At 55.0% G+C, this 17,290-nt stretch carries 13 protein-coding genes and 1 other annotated feature; of the genes, 7 read left to right on the top strand and 6 right to left on the bottom strand.

From position 1 onward, the window contains the following. Window positions 1–28 precede the first annotated feature (28 nt). From dnaX to M2403_RS04490, 7 genes are all read left to right on the top strand, one after another. The gene (gene dnaX, locus M2403_RS04520) at window positions 29–1,993 is read left to right on the top strand and encodes a DNA polymerase III subunit gamma/tau (RefSeq protein WP_165059326.1); all 1,965 of its coding nucleotides are present in this window, start codon (window positions 29–31) and stop codon (window positions 1,991–1,993) included. Further along, window positions 1,326–1,390: a sequence feature (DnaX frameshifting element), on the top strand. Its footprint overlaps the gene before it by 65 nt. Window positions 1,994–2,034: 41 nt before the next feature. Further along, window positions 2,035–2,364: a YbaB/EbfC family nucleoid-associated protein gene (locus M2403_RS04515; RefSeq protein WP_013576599.1), complete on the top strand. Its 330-nt coding sequence runs from the start codon at window positions 2,035–2,037 to the stop codon at window positions 2,362–2,364. After that, a complete protein-coding gene (gene recR / locus M2403_RS04510) occupies window positions 2,364–2,969 on the top strand; it encodes a recombination mediator RecR (protein ID WP_095924987.1) in 606 nt (201 codons plus the stop codon). The genes M2403_RS04515 and recR overlap by 1 nt, the downstream gene beginning before the upstream one ends. A 169-nt stretch (window positions 2,970–3,138) precedes the next feature. Further along, window positions 3,139–5,004 (top strand): molecular chaperone HtpG, encoded by a 1,866-nt coding sequence (gene htpG, locus M2403_RS04505; RefSeq protein ID WP_165059721.1) that lies wholly within the window; start codon window positions 3,139–3,141, stop codon window positions 5,002–5,004. A 181-nt stretch (window positions 5,005–5,185) separates the two neighbouring features. After that, on the top strand, window positions 5,186–5,830 hold the full coding sequence (adk, locus tag M2403_RS04500) for an adenylate kinase (RefSeq protein ID WP_152327902.1): 645 nt from the start codon (window positions 5,186–5,188) through the stop codon (window positions 5,828–5,830). 230 nt (window positions 5,831–6,060) lie between these two features. After that, the gene (gene hemH / locus M2403_RS04495; protein ID WP_152327903.1) at window positions 6,061–7,023 is read left to right on the top strand and encodes a ferrochelatase; all 963 of its coding nucleotides are present in this window, start codon (window positions 6,061–6,063) and stop codon (window positions 7,021–7,023) included. A 38-nt stretch (window positions 7,024–7,061) separates the two neighbouring features. Beyond that, entirely contained in the window at window positions 7,062–8,381 is a 1,320-nt protein-coding gene (locus M2403_RS04490; protein ID WP_259228608.1) for an inosine/guanosine kinase, read from the top strand. A 58-nt stretch (window positions 8,382–8,439) separates the two neighbouring features. Here M2403_RS04490 and M2403_RS04485 read toward each other — a convergent pair whose 3' ends face one another. The 6 genes from M2403_RS04485 to copA form a co-directional block, all read right to left on the bottom strand. After that, the gene (locus M2403_RS04485) at window positions 8,440–9,684 is read right to left on the bottom strand and encodes a sensor domain-containing diguanylate cyclase (protein ID WP_259228607.1); all 1,245 of its coding nucleotides are present in this window, start codon (window positions 9,682–9,684) and stop codon (window positions 8,440–8,442) included. 146 nt (window positions 9,685–9,830) lie between these two features. After that, window positions 9,831–11,522 carry a YbaL family putative K(+) efflux transporter gene (gene ybaL, locus M2403_RS04480; protein WP_165059330.1) on the bottom strand — a complete coding sequence of 564 codons (1,692 nt, stop codon included), beginning with the start codon at window positions 11,520–11,522 and terminating at the stop codon, window positions 9,831–9,833. A gap of 230 nt (window positions 11,523–11,752) precedes the next feature. Then, the gene (locus M2403_RS04475; protein ID WP_259228606.1) at window positions 11,753–12,970 is read right to left on the bottom strand and encodes an MFS transporter; all 1,218 of its coding nucleotides are present in this window, start codon (window positions 12,968–12,970) and stop codon (window positions 11,753–11,755) included. Between the two features lie 62 nt (window positions 12,971–13,032). After that, on the bottom strand, window positions 13,033–13,512 hold the full coding sequence (gene ybaK / locus M2403_RS04470; protein WP_152327908.1) for a Cys-tRNA(Pro)/Cys-tRNA(Cys) deacylase YbaK: 480 nt from the start codon (window positions 13,510–13,512) through the stop codon (window positions 13,033–13,035). A gap of 246 nt (window positions 13,513–13,758) precedes the next feature. Beyond that, the gene (locus M2403_RS04465) at window positions 13,759–14,559 is read right to left on the bottom strand and encodes a TraB/GumN family protein (protein ID WP_152327909.1); all 801 of its coding nucleotides are present in this window, start codon (window positions 14,557–14,559) and stop codon (window positions 13,759–13,761) included. A 49-nt stretch (window positions 14,560–14,608) separates the two neighbouring features. Further along, window positions 14,609–17,158: a copper-exporting P-type ATPase CopA gene (gene copA, locus M2403_RS04460; protein ID WP_259228605.1), complete on the bottom strand. Its 2,550-nt coding sequence runs from the start codon at window positions 17,156–17,158 to the stop codon at window positions 14,609–14,611. Window positions 17,159–17,290 lie beyond the last annotated feature (132 nt).

Below are 17,290 nucleotides of genomic sequence, written 5' to 3'. Positions count from 1 at the left end.
TCATGATCCCCTGACTTTCCCGGTATTAATGAGCTATCAGGTTCTTGCCCGTAAGTGGCGCCCCCAAACTTTTGCCGACGTCGTCGGACAGGAACATGTGCTGACCGCACTGGCTAATGGCCTGTCGCTCGGGCGCATCCATCACGCTTACCTGTTTTCCGGTACCCGCGGCGTGGGGAAAACCACTATTGCCCGCTTGCTGGCGAAAGGGCTCAACTGCGAAACGGGCATCACGTCCACACCTTGTGGCGTTTGTGAAAACTGCCGCGAAATCGAGCAGGGCCGTTTTGTTGACCTGATCGAAATCGACGCCGCTTCCCGCACCAAAGTTGAAGATACCCGCGAATTGCTGGATAACGTGCAATACGCACCGGCTCGTGGCCGCTTCAAGGTTTACCTGATTGACGAAGTCCACATGCTCTCGCGCCACAGCTTTAATGCGCTGTTGAAGACGCTCGAAGAGCCGCCGGAGCACGTGAAATTCCTGCTGGCGACCACCGATCCGCAAAAATTACCGGTCACTATTTTATCGCGTTGTTTGCAGTTCCATCTGAAGGCGCTGGACGCTGAACAGATCCGCAAACAGCTCGAACACGTTTTAACTGAAGAAACCATCACGACTGAACCGCGTGCGCTTCAACTGCTTTCTCGCGCGGCGGACGGCAGTATGCGTGATGCGCTGAGCCTTACCGACCAGGCCATCGCCATGGGGCAGGGCGCGGTGACGACAGAAACCGTAGCGCAGATGCTCGGTACGCTTGACGACGAACAACCGCTGGCCATGCTTGAAGCGCTGGTCAGTGCGGACGGCGGCCAGATGATGGCGCAGGTGGAACAGGCCGCATCGCGTGGCGTGGACTGGGAAAATCTGCTGGTGGAAACGCTGGCATTACTGCACCGCATTGCGATGGTTCAGCTGTTACCTTCCGTCCTCGACAACCATTACGCCGCGATCGAACAACGTTTGCGTGAGCTGGCGCGGGTGATTCCACCAGCCGACGTCCAGCTTTACTACCAGACATTACTGATTGGCCGCAAAGAGCTGGCGTATGCGCCGGACAAACGCATGGGCGTTGAAATGACGTTGCTGCGCGCGCTGGCCTTCCATCCGAAAGTGATTATTGCAGAACCGGCGCCGGTGCCGGTGGCGGCTCCTGCGTACGTTCCACCACAGGCACCGGCGCAGTCCGCCGCGCCGTACAACGCGCCTCAGGCTCCGCAAGCTCCACAGAATTATTCGTCACCGCCGTCGCAGGGCAATGCGGAACCGGCGCAGATGCCGGACACCACCGCCCAGCTTTTGCAGGCGCGAACTCAGTTGCTCAGGCAGGGGAGTACCACCCCAAAAAAAGCTGAGCCGGCAGCGCCAGGAAAAGCGCGGCCGGCAAATTCAGCACTGGAGCGCCTCGCTTCGGTGACTGAACGTGCGCAGACAATGGCCAGCGTGAAGAAAGAACCCGCTGCGCCGGTAAAAGAAGAGGCGTACCGCTGGGTTGCGCAGAACGAACCGGAAGAAGCGCCGGAACCGGTCGCCACGCCAAAAGCATTACGTGCCGCGCTGGAACATGAAAAATCGCCGGAACTGGCTTCGCGTCTCGCCGAAGAAGCTATTGAACGTGACGCCTGGGCCGCTCAGATTAGCCAGATGCCAATGCCAAAACTGGTACAACAGCTGGCACTGAATGCATTTTGTGAGCAACCCGAGCCGGGCAAAATTTGCCTGCATCTGCGTTCATCGCAAAAGCACCTGAATTCACCGTCGGCGCAGAAAGTACTGTCGGATGCCTTATCGGCACTGCATCAGACTCCGGTTGAACTGACCGTAGTGGAAGATGATAATCTGGCGGTGAAAACGCCGCTGGAATGGCGTCAGGCCATTTATGAAGAAAAGCTGGCGCAGGCGCGTCAGTCTATTATTGCGGATAACAACATTCAGACTTTGCGTCGTTTCTTCGATGCAGAGCTGGATGAAGAAAGTATTCGCCCTATTTAAACGCCGCGGTTGTGACGCGGCCATTGCTGAGAGAGAAGACTATGTTTGGAAAAGGCGGCATTGGTAACCTGATGAAACAGGCCCAGCAAATGCAGGAAAAAATGCAACAAGCTCAGGCGGAAATCGCTCAGCTGGAAGTCACCGGTGAATCAGGCGCTGGCCTGGTGAAAATCACCATCAACGGTGCGCACAACGTGCGTCGCGTTGAAATCGATCCAAGCCTGCTGGAAGACGATAAAGACATGCTGGAAGATCTGATCGCTGCGGCGTTCAACGATGCGGCTCGTCGTATCGACGAAACTCAGAAAGAAAAAATGGCAGCGGTGTCTGGCGGCATGCAATTGCCACCAGGCTTTAAGATGCCATTCTGATGCAAACCAGCCCTCTCCTTGAATCTTTAATGGAGGCGTTGCGTTGCCTGCCGGGCGTTGGCCCGAAGTCAGCGCAGCGTATGGCATTCCAGCTGCTGCAACGTGATCGCAGCGGCGGAATGCGGCTGGCGCAGTCTTTAACGCGCGCCATGTCTGAAATCGGTCACTGTGCCGATTGCCGTACTTTTACCGAGCAGGAAATCTGTACGATTTGCGCCAATCCACGGCGTAAAGAGAACGGCCAGATTTGCGTGGTCGAAAGCCCGGCGGACATTCACGCGATAGAACAAACCGGTCAGTTTTCCGGTCGCTATTTTGTGCTGATGGGCCACCTGTCACCGCTGGATGGCATCGGGCCGGACGATATTGGTTTAGGCCGTCTGGAAGAGCGTCTTGAGAGTGAAAACATTCAGGAAGTGATTCTGGCGACTAACCCGACGGTTGAAGGTGAAGCGACCGCTAACTACATCGCAGAAATGTGCGGCCAGTATGGCGTGCTGGCGAGCCGTATCGCGCACGGTGTGCCGGTCGGCGGCGAACTGGATATGGTTGACGGCACCACGCTGTCGCATTCCCTCGCCGGACGCAATCCCTTCCGGTTCTGACTGTTATCGCCGGGCGCACCTTGCTGCCCCGGCTTAATTTCTGCTATCCCTCTGCATTTCTTCTTAAAAATTTTTCCTTATGCTTGAAAACCCCGGTCCATAACCCCACTTACTCCTCAACGTCTGATTTGGTCACTAACAGTATCTGGATTGAGGTAATTTGATGAGTATGAAAGGACAAGAGACACGCGGGTTCCAGTCTGAAGTAAAACAACTGCTTCATCTGATGATCCATTCTCTGTATTCAAACAAAGAAATTTTCCTGCGCGAGTTAATCTCTAACGCTTCCGATGCCGCTGACAAACTGCGCTTCCGTGCGCTGTCTACGCCTGAACTGTATGAAGGCGACGGCGAGCTGCATGTGCGTCTGGCGTTTGATAAAGAAAAACGCACCCTGACGCTGAGCGATAACGGCATCGGGATGACCCGCGATGAAGTCATCGACAACCTCGGGACTATCGCGAAATCCGGCACCAAGGCTTTCCTGCAATCTGTCGGTTCAGAACAGGCTAAAGACAGCCAGCTGATCGGCCAGTTTGGTGTGGGCTTCTACTCTGCCTTCATCGTGGCAGACAAAGTGACCGTGCGTACCCGTGCGGCGGGCGCCAGCGCTGATGAAGGCGTGTTCTGGGAATCCGCCGGTGAAGGCGAGTACACCCTGGCAGACATCGAAAAAGCCGATCGCGGGACCGAAATTACCCTGCACCTGCGTGAAGATCAGGACGAGTTCCTGGATGACTGGCGCGTGCGCTCCATCATCAGCAAATATTCCGACCACATTGCGCTGCCGGTTGAAGTCGAAACCCGCAACGAAGAAGACGGCACCGTGACCTGGGAGCAAATCAACAAAGCGCAGGCTTTGTGGACCCGTGGTAAAGCCGAAGTCACCGATGAAGAATATAAAGAATTCTACAAACACATTTCCCATGACTTCAGCGATCCGCTGAGCTGGAGCCATAACCGCGTTGAAGGTAAACAGGAATACACCAGCCTGTTGTACATCCCTTCGCAGGCACCGTGGGACATGTGGAACCGTGATCACAAACACGGCCTGAAACTCTATGTTCAGCGCGTGTTCATCATGGACGAAGCCGAGCAGTTCATGCCGAACTACCTGCGTTTCGTGCGGGGCCTGATAGATTCCAACGATCTGCCGCTGAACGTTTCGCGTGAAATCCTTCAGGACAGCCGTATTACCCAGAACCTGCGCAGCGCGCTGACCAAGCGTGTTCTGCAAATGCTGGAAAAACTGGCCAAAGACGACAACGAAAAATACCTGCAATTCTGGAAACAGTTTGGTCTGGTATTGAAAGAAGGCCCGGCAGAAGACGGCGCGAACAAAGAAGCGATCGCCAAACTGCTGCGTTTCGCCAGCACCCGCAATGACAACAGCGCGCAAACACTGTCGCTGGAAGAGTATGTGGCGAACATGGTGGAAGGTCAGGACAAGATTTATTACATCACCGCTGACAGCTATGCCGCCGCTAAGAGCAGCCCGCACCTGGAACTGTTCCGCAAAAAAGGCATTGAAGTTCTGCTGCTGTCTGACCGCATCGACGAATGGATGATGAGCTATCTGACTGAGTTCGATGGCAAAACCTTCCAGTCCGTCAGCAAAGCCGACGACACGCTCGACAAACTGGCTGACGAAAGCGAAGAGCAGAAAGAAGCTGAGAAAGCGCTGGAGCCGTTCGTTGAACGTGTGAAAACGCTGCTGGGCGATCGCGTGAAAGAAGTGCGTCTGACGCACCGTCTGACCGACACGCCAGCTATCGTCACCACCGGTGCCGATGAAATGACCACGCAGATGGCAAAACTGTTCGCCGCTGCCGGTCAGGACGCGCCGGAAGTGAAATACATCTTTGAGCTGAACCCGGAACACGCGCTGGTGAAACGCGCGTCGGATGTGGCTGACGAAGACCAGTTCAGCGAATGGATTGAACTGCTGCTGGATCAGGCGCTGTTTGCTGAGCGCGGTACGCTGGAAGATCCAAACCTGTTTATCCGCCGCATGAATACGCTGTTGCAGGCATAATTGGCTGAAATAACACTGAAAAGGGCATCGTGAAAACGAGGCCCTTTTTTTATGGGCGCTGCGTTTTCCGTTGCGTTAACCCGGTGCCCGCAGGGGTTGTTCCTTGAGCAAAAGTGCTCAGAATGGTATGGTTGACCGGTTTTCGAGATTCATAATAATTACATGCAAGGGGATTTACGCAATGCGTATCATTCTGCTGGGCGCTCCGGGCGCAGGTAAGGGTACTCAGGCTCAATTCATCATGGAGAAATTTGGTATTCCTCAGATTTCTACCGGTGATATGTTGCGCGCCGCTGTGAAGGCCGGAAGTGAGCTCGGCAAGAAAGCAAAAGAGATTATGGATGCCGGTAAACTGGTGACCGATGAACTGGTTATCGCACTGGTGAAAGAACGTATTCAGCAGGAAGATTGCCGCAACGGTTTCCTGTTAGACGGTTTCCCGCGCACGATCCCGCAGGCTGACGCCATGAAAGACGCAGGCATCAGCGTGGATTACGTGCTGGAATTCGATGTGCCGGATGAACTGATCGTTGACCGTATCGTTGGCCGTCGTGTACACCCGGGCTCTGGCCGCGTGTATCACATCCAGTACAACCCGCCGAAAGTTGAAGGCAAAGACGATGTCACTGGCGAAGAACTGATCATCCGTAAAGACGATCAGGAAGAAACCGTGCGTAAACGTCTGGTGGAATACCATGAGCTGACTGAGCCGCTGATTTCCTACTACAGCAAAGAAGCAGAAGCGGGTAACACCAAATACGTCAAAATTGACGGCACACAGCAAGTTTCCGCAGTACGTGATGAACTGGCTAAAATTTTAGGCTAATTCTCGCAAGTTCTGCACTATCACGGGGTGACTTCGGTCGCCCCGTTTGTTTTTCTGCAACCCGAAGTATGACGGGTAATTAATAACAATTCGCATTGATAGCTATTGCCGTTGTTCCGATTGTCTTTGTTTTCGCTACAATGACGTGCGCCACTTTGCCATGTCTCAGTTAAACGGCGGCGCCCATCTTTTCACACTGGCTTCAGGGCCTTCAATTTAGGAAATTCCGCATGACGCAGACCAAATTCGGTGTCCTTCTGGTCAATCTCGGGACACCGGAAGCACCAACTCCGCAGGCCGTTAAAAAATATCTGGCTGAGTTTTTGAGTGATATCCGCGTTGTGGATACCCCACGTCTGCTGTGGTGGCCTATTCTGAATTTCGTGATTTTGCCCCTGCGCTCTCCGCGCGTTTCTAAACTGTATAAAGCGGTCTGGATGGAAGAAGGTTCGCCTCTGATGGTGTTCAGCCGCCGTCAGCAAAAGGCACTGGCAGAGCGTCTGCCGGGGACGCCGGTGGAACTGGCGATGAGTTATGGCAAGCCGGGCATGAAAGAGCCGATTGAAAAATTGCTGGCGCAGGGCGTAACGAAAATGGTGGTTCTGCCGCTGTACCCGCAATATTCCTGTTCCACCAGCGCGGCCGTTTTTGACGGCGTGGCGCGTGTGCTGAAATCCCAGCGTCGCCTGCCTTCCCTGAGCTTTATCCGCGATTACGCCACGCATCCGGCGTACATTTCTGCGCTGAAAGCCAGCATCGAACGTTCATTTGCTCAGCATGGTGAACCGGATCGTCTGGTATTGTCCTTCCACGGGATACCGAAACGTTTTGTAGCGGAAGGCGATGATTATGAAAAACGCTGCCATGAAACGGCGCAGGCGCTGACCGAGGCGCTGCAACTTCCCGCCGGCAAAATTATGCTGACGTTCCAGTCGCGCTTTGGCCGCGAACCCTGGCTGACGCCGTATACCGATGAAACGCTGAAAGGCCTTCCGGCTCAGGGCGTTAAGCACATTCAGATTATCTGCCCGGGCTTTGCGGCGGACTGTCTGGAGACGCTGGAAGAAATCAAAGAAGAGAACCGTGAGATTTTTATTCATGCAGGCGGCGAGCGCTTCGAATATATTGACGCCTTAAACGACCAGCCCGAGCATATCGATTTGCTGCAACAGCTGGTCACTCAGCACTTCTGACTGAAGCCTGAGCTTTTTGAATTTCCCGAGAACAATGAATGAAATTTCCTGGTAAACGTAAGTCTAAACACTATTTTCCGGTCAGCGCACGTGACCCCTTATTGCGTGACTCCATGTTGCAGGAGATGCAGCCGGAATCCGAAGGCGGCGCGTCTTATATCGTGGGTATCGACCAGACCATGGTCGATATTGAAGCGCGCGTTGATGAAAGTTTTGTGGCCCGCTACGGGCTGACGCCCGGCGAATCCAACATTCTGAATGATGAAATGTCGGAAGCGCTTTATCAGGAACTGAGAAGTCATGATCTCATTTCTCATCAGTTTGCGGGCGGTACCGTCGGCAATACCTTGCACAACTACTCCGTGCTGGCCGATGACCGTTCCGTCCTGCTCGGCGTGATGTGCAGCAACGTGAAGATTGGCGATTACGCCTACCGGTATCTTTGTAACACCTCCAGCCGTGTTGATCTCAATTACCTGCAAGGCGTGGATGGCGCAATTGGCCGCTGCTTCACGCTGATAAGCGATACCGGCGAGCGTACGTTTGCCATCAGTCCGGGCAAAATGAACGAACTGCACGCCTCAAGCGTGCCGGAAGAGGTCATTGCCGGGGCGTCCGCGCTGCTGCTGACGTCCTATCTGTTGCGCAGCAAACCCGGCGAACCGATGCCGGAAGCTACGATGCAGGCGATTGAATACGCGAAAAAACATCAGGTGCCGGTGGTCTTAACGCTCGGTACGCAATACGTCATTGCCGATGATCCTCAGGCCTGGCGTGATTTCCTGCGTGATCACGTTTCGATTCTGGCGATGAACGAAGACGAGGGTTTCGCACTGACCGGTCTGAAAGACCCGCTGATGGCCGCCGACAAGGCTCTGGAGTGGGTGGATCTGGTGCTGTGTACCGCCGGACCGAACGGCTTATTTATGGCGAGTTATACCGAAGAGGAATTCAAGCGCACCACGCAGCATCCGCTGCTGCCGGGCGCGATTGCTGAATTCAACCAGTATGAATTCAGCCGCGCAATGCGCCGCGACTGCTGCCAGCAGCCAATGAAAATTTATTCGCATATCGCGCCGTATATGGGCGGGCCGGAAAAAATCATGAATACCAACGGGGCGGGCGATGGCGCGCTGTCTGCGCTGCTGCATGACATTGCGGCTAACGGTTTCCACCGTACTTCTGTGCCGAATTCCAGCAAACACGCCCGTGATTATCTGACGTATTCCTCGCTGGCGCAGGTGTGCAAATATGCCAACCGCGTCAGCTATCAGGTACTGAATCAGCATTCTCCGCGTCTGACGCGAGGATTGCCGGAACGTGAAGACAGTCTGGAAGAAAGTTACTGGGAACGATAAACGTGGCCGGGAACGGGAAGTGAAAAGGGCGGGGGGATTTGAACCTCCGCCCTTTTTTTCAGCCCGCCTGAACCTGATTCCTGCCTGACGTTTTCGCGCGATATAACGCGTCATCCACACGTTTAAACAGCCGGGTGAAGTCTTCCCCCGTTTCATACTGCACCACGCCGACGCTCACGGTCATTGCAGGTAAATCATTGTGCGTAAATCCTTCCACGGCTAAGCGCAGCGTCTCAGCGACATGTAATGCGCCTTCCAGGCCGGTCAGCGGCAGCAAAATCAGAAACTCCTCGCCACCCCAGCGAAACACAGTATCGCTTTCGCGGATCCCCGTTTCCAGCGTTCGCGCCAGCATTACCAGCGCATCATCGCCTTTGTTATGACCGTGCTGATCATTAATCGTCTTGAAGTGATCGGCATCCACCAGCATCAGACTGAAATTATGCGTTCGCTGCGGGTTTTGCGTCCGCTCGTTTTCCACCAACTGCATAAACTGGCGGCGGTTGCCCAGCCCGGTCAGCGGATCACGGAGCGCCGCGTGTTCCAGCTCCTGCTCAAGGCGCTTTTGCTCGGTAATATCATGAATGATGCACAGCATCAGCCGCACGCCATCCACGTCCACCGGGCCGGCATAGGTCTGCACATGACGCAGATTGCCGTCTGCCAGTTTGTGCATAAACGTCAGCGGCTTATGCCCGCCGGGCAAACGCGCGATTTCATGCATCACGGGTAATACATCCTGCCCCATCGCATTAATTTCCCATGTGTGTCTCATGCACATTTCATCGCGTGAATAGCCGTAGAATCGTGTCGCCGCCAGATTTGCATCCACAATTTGCCCGTTATTGTCCGGGTCAATCAGCAGCATCGGCGCGGTGTTGGTCTGGAAAAATCGTTCATAGAAACCGCTCTGATCACGGCGGTAAGGTCGGGCTTCGCTCAGGAATGAACCGGGTGCCGGAACATTGGCCGCAGAGGTATGCGTGCCTTCGAACACGATGACCTGTTCCTGCAAGCCAAACTGTGCCAGAGAAAGACGACAGCTCAGAGGGAAGGCACGGCCTTCTTTGTGGATGGTCCAGATTTCAATCACCTGATCGCCTTTTTTCAGATGTGGCAGATAGGACTCGAGGGATTGCAAAGACCGGGCCGAAAACTGACCGTTGCGCAGGGGACCAAGCAAACTGTTACCCGCAAGTTTTCTGGCCGCTGTATTGGCGAAAAGAATTTGCTGGTTATGTAATGAGACAACCCAGACCGGCGTGCTCAAAATGTTCAACGTTTCCAGATGGGATAGCAACATCGCAGTACCGGTCAATTTTTGGCATAAAAAGAGGATACCGCGAAACGATCTGATTTGGTTCTTTTTATGTTGCGCAAGTTAAAGGGAAATTTGTGCGGGAAGGGGACGGGCGCAGCAAAAGTACTGCGCCCGGCATTCAGAAAGAATCAGATGGGGCAAAATGGCCGTTTCTGGTCTTCGGTCAGGGTGTCTATTTGCAGCATATCGATCATGCTGTTGGCGATTTCACGCTCGCCCATCACCACACGGTCCGCGCCGCGCTCCATGATGTAGGTGACTTCATCGTCATAGTGCGCACGGGCGATGATCTCAATATTGGGCCGTTTTGCGCGGGCTGATGCGACGATTTCACCGGCTTCATAACCGTTCGGAATCGTCACCAGCAGCCAGCGGGCACAGTCAAGACGCGCCAGATCCATAATTTCCTGATTGGCGGCATTCCCCAGCACCGTGCTTATTCCCTGATCGCGCAATGCTTCGACGCGCGGACGCGAATTTTCAATCACCACCAGCGGAATACCGGCAGCCTGAAGCTTCTCGCCAAGCAGGCTTCCCACGCGGCCATAACCGACCAGCAGGGCGTGATTGCACAGATCAAACGGGATCTGTTTTTCGTCTTCCACCGCTTCTTCAACGCTCTGATCTTCGATGGTCTCGGTTTTTTCCAGATATTTTTCCAGCAAACTGAACAGCAGCGGGTTAAACATAATCGATAAGATTGCGCCCGCCAGAACCAGATTGCGGCCATGCTCAGACAGCAGCCCCAGCGAAATACCCAGACCGGCGAGGATAAAGGCGAATTCACCAATCTGCGCGAGACTGACTGAAATCGTCAGCGCCGTGCGCCGCGAATGCCCGAACATCTTCACCAGTAAGAAGGCGGCAATCGACTTGCCGAACACAATAATCGCCAGCGTAGCGACGACTGTCAGCGGTTCGCGCACCAGAATCATCGGGTCAAACAACATGCCGACCGACACAAAGAACAGCACGGCGAAAGCATCACGCAGCGGTAACGTATCGTGCGCGGCGCGCTGGCTGAGTTCGGATTCGTTCAGCACCATCCCGGCGAAGAACGCGCCCAGTGCAAACGACACGTCGAAGAATTCTACCGCGCCGTAGGCGATGCCCAGTGCCAGTGCCAGAACCGACAGCGTGAACAGCTCGCGTGAACCGGTGCTGGCGGTTTTTGCCAGGATCCAGGGCACCACGCGGCGGCCGACAACCATCATCAGCACCATAAAGGCAATGACTTTGCCGATAGTAATCGCCAGTTCAGTCAGCAGGCCGGTAATGCTGGCGTGGTTGCTTTCGAGCATGCTGCTGAATGCTGGTAACAAAACCAGCGTCAGTACCATCACCAGATCTTCGACAATCAGCCAGCCGATGGCGATTTGCCCGCGCTGACTTTCAATGAGTTGCCGTTCTTCCAGCGCACGCAGCAGAACTACGGTACTGGCGGTGGACAGGCAGAGGCCAAACACCAGCCCGGTCGCCATGTCCCAGCCGAGTAAACGCGATAAACCCATCCCAAGCAGCGTCGCTACCGCGATTTGCGCTACAGCGCCGGGAATGGCTATCGACTTTACCGCGAGTAAATCTTTCATGGAAAAATGCAAACCGACGCCAAACATCAGCAATATCACGCCGATTTCGGCCAGCTCCGGTGCAAGTGAAGTATCAGCAACAAAGCCCGGTGTAAAAGGACCGGCCAGCACGCCTGCGGCGAGATAGCCAACCAGAGGGGATATTCGCAGGCGGTTGGCGAGCATTCCTAACAGGAAAGCGAGTACCAGACCGCCGACGATGGTAGTGATGAGAGGCGTAGAATGATGCATTCAGTCTCCTTCTGGTTATGCATGGCACAAATGTGTTGCAGATTGTTTCTAAGTTTATGGTAAAAATCGTTCACGCGTTGGTATTTTTTGGCCTTTTTTGCGCTAAATGCACGACAGACCGAAAAAAAAATTCGAACGGGAGATTTAAATGGGTTTTCGCGGGCGAATCTCAAGAGGCAACGGCTTTTTTTGCTGCCGATAAATCATTATCGGCAGTGGAAGGGAATGCTTCAGGCTTGTTTACGTTCAATATTTGGCAGGAATGCCGTCAGTATCCCCAGCAATGGCAGGAAGGCACAAATTTGATAAACCAGCTCGATGCTGGTTCTGTCCGCCACATAGCCCAGCACCGCAGCGCCAAGGCCGCCCATGCCGAACGCCAGGCCAAAGAATAGCCCCGAAACCATACCGACTTTTCCCGGCATCAGTTCCTGGGCAAACACCAGAATTGCCGAAAACGCCGAGGCCAGAATCACGCCGATAATGACGCTGAGAACGCTGGTCCACATCAGATTGGCGTGTGGCAAAAGCAGGGTAAATGGCGCGACGCCGAGAATTGACGCCCATATGACGTATTTGCGCCCAATCTTATCCCCAACCGGACCGCCGATAATGGTTCCGGCTGCCACGGCAAACAGGAAAACGAACAGATGGATTTGCGCATTCTGTACGGAAACACCAAATTTATGAATCAGATAGAAGGTGTAGTAACTGCTCAGGCTGGTCAGGTAAAAATACTTCGAGAACACCAGCACCAGTAAAATCCCCAACGACATCGCCACAGTTTTACGCGGCAACACGGTCACGGTATTTTTCACCGGTCCGCGCTTTTTCGCCATCAGATGCTGCTGGCGATACCACTTACTGATTTGCAGCAGAACGACAATGCCGAGCAGCGCCGCCAGCGAGAACCACGCGACGTTGCCTTTACCGTAGGGCGCGATGATTAACGCCGCCAGCAACGGGCCAAGCGATGCCCCGAAATTCCCGCCGACCTGGAACAGCGATTGCGCCAGCCCGTGACGTCCGCCGGAAGCCATACGCGCCACGCTGGACGATTCAGGATGGAACACCGACGAACCTGTACCGACCAGCGCGGCGGCCAGCAGCACCACCGGGAAACTTTGCGCCACGGCTAGCAAAAGCAAACCAGACAGCGTAAAGCCCATGCCGACAGGCAACGAATATGGCTGCGGATGTTTATCGGTGTAATAACCAATCAGCGGTTGTAGCAGCGACGCGGTAATCTGATACGTCAGCGTGATCAGGCCAATCTGGGTAAAGCTGAGTGAGAATTCGTTTTGCAGCAACGGATAGATCGCCAGAATCAGCGACTGAATCATGTCATTGAGCAGATGAGAAACGCTGATCGCCGCCAGAATAGAAAACGCAGTCTTTTTGACTGCGTCTTTCTGCGGGCTGTCTGGCGTGGCCGTATTGTCGGTCATAGCAGATGAACCTGTCTTATTTGTGCATATAGGAAATGCGTGTAGGTAATCAGTCGATCCGGTCAGTCGGCTTTTGCTATCTCAGCAAACTGGCCTTTCAGTAAGCGGCAAAGATCGCCTGCCGCAAGTTCAAGATCAAGCCCGCGTTTACCACCTGAAACATAAATGGTAGAGAAAGTCTGCGCCGGGCTATCGATCACCGTCGGCAGCAGCTTTTTCTGCCCCAGAGGGCTGATGCCACCCACCAGATAACCGGTGACGCGCTGTGCGATGACGGGATCGGCCATGTCGGCTTTTTTGGCGCCGAGCGCTTTGGCGACTTTCTTCAGATCCAGCATTGAGGCCACCGGCGTGACGGCAACGGCGAGATTTTTGGGATCGCCATTCAGTGAAACCAGCAATGTTTTGTAGACCTGACGCGCATCCAGCCCGAGCTTTTTCACCGCCTCGTCGCCAAAGTTGGTTTCGTCGCTGCTGTGTTCATACGGGTGAAGGGTAAAACTGACTTTATTTTTTTCCAGGAGCAATACGGCAGGGGTCATACCTGTCTCCTTATTTTGTTTTTTGTTCGAAAAAACGTCATCAGCTCAATCTGATGAAATTTAACAACAAAGTATCTTTATTACGCGGAGGGGAAATAGTAGAGCAATGAATGGTTATTGCCAAGACCCGCTACAGGTTGCTACCCTGTGCGCGCCGGTGCTGTGCCTGAAAAGGCCGGTACTGAAGCTATAACAAAAAAATGAAATTCCTCTTTGACTGGCCGGCCTTAAAAACCGGCCATTTTTTTATCCTTTCAGCAATTCCGGCAGATTCCCTTCACCATACAAATGCAGCGCCCCTACGGCGACCACGTAATTTCCCGGCGGAAGTTCGGAAAGCTGTTTTTTCCAGCGCACATTGCGCTGATTCATCAGAATATCGTAGAGATCGTTGCTGAACGTATTCGGCAGCTGTTCAATCGCCAGCCCCGGTTTGGCATCAAGCCACCAGCTGATCATCGTTTGCAGTAATCGGGCGTTGGTGTGCCAGTGTGTCAGCGTATCTTCGAGCAGCGCTCTGCCGCCGTCGGGCAGTTGCTGCAACAGTTCAAACTGTTCCTGCGGCCCTTCAAGTTCGATGACCCGCGTGTTTTGCTGCTTTGCCGATTGCAACAACTGATAGTCGATGCCGTAATCCCCGCGCAATCCCAGACGCTGTGCCTGTGTTGCCTGCAACATCAGCGCGACCTGCCAGGAAGGAAGCGGGTTCAGCGTCCACATTGAAACGCCAAGCTCTTCGCATAAGCGCTCAACGTGGAGATATTCGGATTCGGTCAGACGATCGGCCAGAGGCGGAAATTCGCCGGACATGCTGAAAGGGGATTCTGTTCCGCTGATATCGGCTTCGACAATCAGGGCATCGGCTTTTTGCAGGCGGCGTAACAAAGCCGCGGGCAGCGGTTGCATATCCTGCGTGCCCATATGAATGCTGCCGACCAGATGCAGCGAGCGGTTGCCGGGAAGCCGGATATCCATGGCAGGATATGAATACTCGACAGGAAACAGCCTGCGTAGCCAGCTGAAAGCCTGGTTGAAAAACTGTGCCATATCGCATGGTCTCCCGAAAAATGAGAGACCATGCTAACGCGTCAGCGTTTTAGCGAACAGAGGAAACGTCTTGTTTTTTCGGGGTAAAGCGTAAGAGGCGGTTTGCGTTAGTGACAACGGTAATGGAAGACAACGCCATCGCCGCGCCTGCGACAACCGGGCTGAGCAATGTGCCGGTCAGCGGGTAGAGCACGCCTGCGGCAACCGGAATGCCAATCACGTTATACACAAACGCGCCTAACAGGTTCTGCTTCATATTGCGCAGCGTGGCCTGTGACATGGCCAGTGCATCGGCAACGCCGTTCAGGCTTGGCCGCATCAGCGTGATGGCCGCCGTTTCAATCGCCACATCGCTGCCGCCGCCCATTGCAATCCCGACATCTGCCTGCGCCAGTGCGGGCGCATCGTTAATGCCATCGCCAATCATCGCAACCTGCTGGCCTTTGGCCTGCAACGCTTTAATCGCCTCGGCTTTTCCTTCCGGACGAACACCGGCAATCACCGTATCGATGCCTGCCTGCGCGGCAATAGCTTGTGCCGTGCGCGGATTATCGCCGGTCAGCATCACCAGCTGATAACCCAGCTGATGCAGGCGTTGCAGCGCGGCAATGCTGTCACTGCGCAGCGGATCCCGCAGGGCGAACAGCGCGGCAATTTCACCGTCTGCCGCCAGAAGCACCGGCGTTGCACCTTGCTCAGACATCGCTTCCAGCAGCGCATCGGTCTGCTGTGTATCGACGCCGTTTTCCTGCATCAGCGCCTGATTCCCCAGCAGCAGCGTTTTGCCTTCTGCTTCACCGCGCAGGCCCAGCCCGCCGAGCGTGCGGAAATTCTGCACGTCAGGTATCGCCAGACCCTCCGCTTTATCGACAATCGCCTGCGCGAGCGGGTGGTGCGAGCCCTGTTCCAGCGCGGCGGCAAAGCGCAGCGCCTGCTGTTCACTGACACCGCCGAAGGTGTGAATATCCGTCACTTTCGGCTGGCCTTCTGTCAGCGTCCCGGTTTTATCGAAAACCAGCGTCGAAAGCGTACTGGCTTTTTGCAGGGCATCGGCATCACGAACCAGCACGCCCAACTCAGCGGCGCGCCCGACACCGGCGGTAATCGACATCGGCGTTGCGAGCCCCAGTGCGCAAGGGCAGGCGATGATCAGCACCGTGGTGACGATCACCAGCGTGTACATCAGCTGCGGCTGCGGGCCGAAGAAATACCAGATGGCACCGCTGAACAGGGCAATCAGCACCACGACGGGTACGAAGACGGACGAGATTTTATCCGCCAGTTTGCCGATTTCCGGTTTGCTGCTTTGCGCTTCCCGCACCAGTTTGATGATGCGAGAAAGCGTGGTCTGGCTGCCAATCGCATCCGCGCGGAACAATACGCTGCCGTCTCTGACCAGCGTACCAGCATGCACTTTTTCGCCCTGAGATTTTTGTTGCGGGACAGGTTCGCCGGTCAGCATCGCTTCATCCATCCACGCTTCGCCGCTCTGAATTTCGCCGTCAACCGGAACGCGGTCGCCGGTGGTCAGGCGCAGCGTCATACCTTGCTGCACATCGGCCAGCGGCAGCGTTTTTTCGCCTTCCGGAGTCACCACGCGCGCCGTCGGCGGCGTGAGATCCAGCAGGCGTTCCAGAGCTTGTGACGAGCGCTGACGCCCGCGTTGTTCCAGCGCATGGCCGAGGTTAATCAGGCCGATGATCATCACGCTGGCTTCGTAATAAAGATGCCGCGCCTGCATCGGAAAGGCATCCGGCCAGAGGCTGACAGAAATGGAAAATATCCACGCCGCACCGGTACCAAGTGATACCAGCGTGTCCATATTGGCGCTGCCGTGCATCAGGCTTTTCCACGCGCTGCGGTAGAAGTGGCCGCCTGCGACAATCATGATCAGCAGCGTCAGCAGGCCGACAATCAGCCAGCCGGTCTGGTTGCTGGCGGTGACCATCATTTCGCCGCCCAGCAATCCCCACAACATCAGCGGGATACCCGCCGCCAGCCCGACCGCCGCCTGCCAACTGAAACGGATCATGCTGCTGCGCGCCGTTTGCTGCTGGCGCTCGCGGCGTCTGGTTTCATCAATAATGATTTCAGCGCCGTAACCCGCGCGTTCAACCGCCGCAATCAGGGCATTCTGGTCAGCATCACCGCTGACCAGCGCACTGCGTTCCGCCAGATTGACCCGCGCACGTTCGACGCCGTTCACGCCTTCCAGCGCCCGCTGCACTTTACTGACACAGCTGGCGCAGCTCATACCGCTGAGCAACAGCTGCACGCTGTCATCAGAGGCTGAGGTTTGAAGAATGTGGTTTTCAGCCGGAACAGGTGACGCGGCCGCTGACAGGGGTTCCGGCAAAACACTCGCCTTATCGGTCAGCGGCTCAGATTTTGGGGACGCGTCTTCCACCAGTTGTGCTTCATATCCGGCATTTACGACGGCGTCGATCAGGCTCTGGCTGCTGGCGTCGCCTTTCACAATGGCTTTATCCAGAGAAACTTCAACGGCGGTGGTGCCGTCAACCGCTTCGAGCGCTTTACGCGTTGAAGCCACACAATGCCCGCAGGACAGGCCTTGCAGAGATAATACGGTGGTGGTCATAGTGGTTTTCCTCGGGTTAACTTTCACTAAGAACAGAGGATAAACCTTCCAGCAAGGGGAAGGTCAAGCAACGGTTTCGCCTTACCGGTATTTTTCATTTTTCTCTCATTTACACTTTATTTAGAAATTCCC

Source organism: Rahnella sp. BIGb0603, assembly GCF_024808755.1.
Taxonomy (GTDB): Bacteria; Pseudomonadota; Gammaproteobacteria; order Enterobacterales; family Enterobacteriaceae; genus Rahnella; species Rahnella contaminans.
The sequence above is the reverse complement of the archived record's forward strand: the minus strand, read 5'-3'. Positions and strand labels throughout refer to the sequence as shown.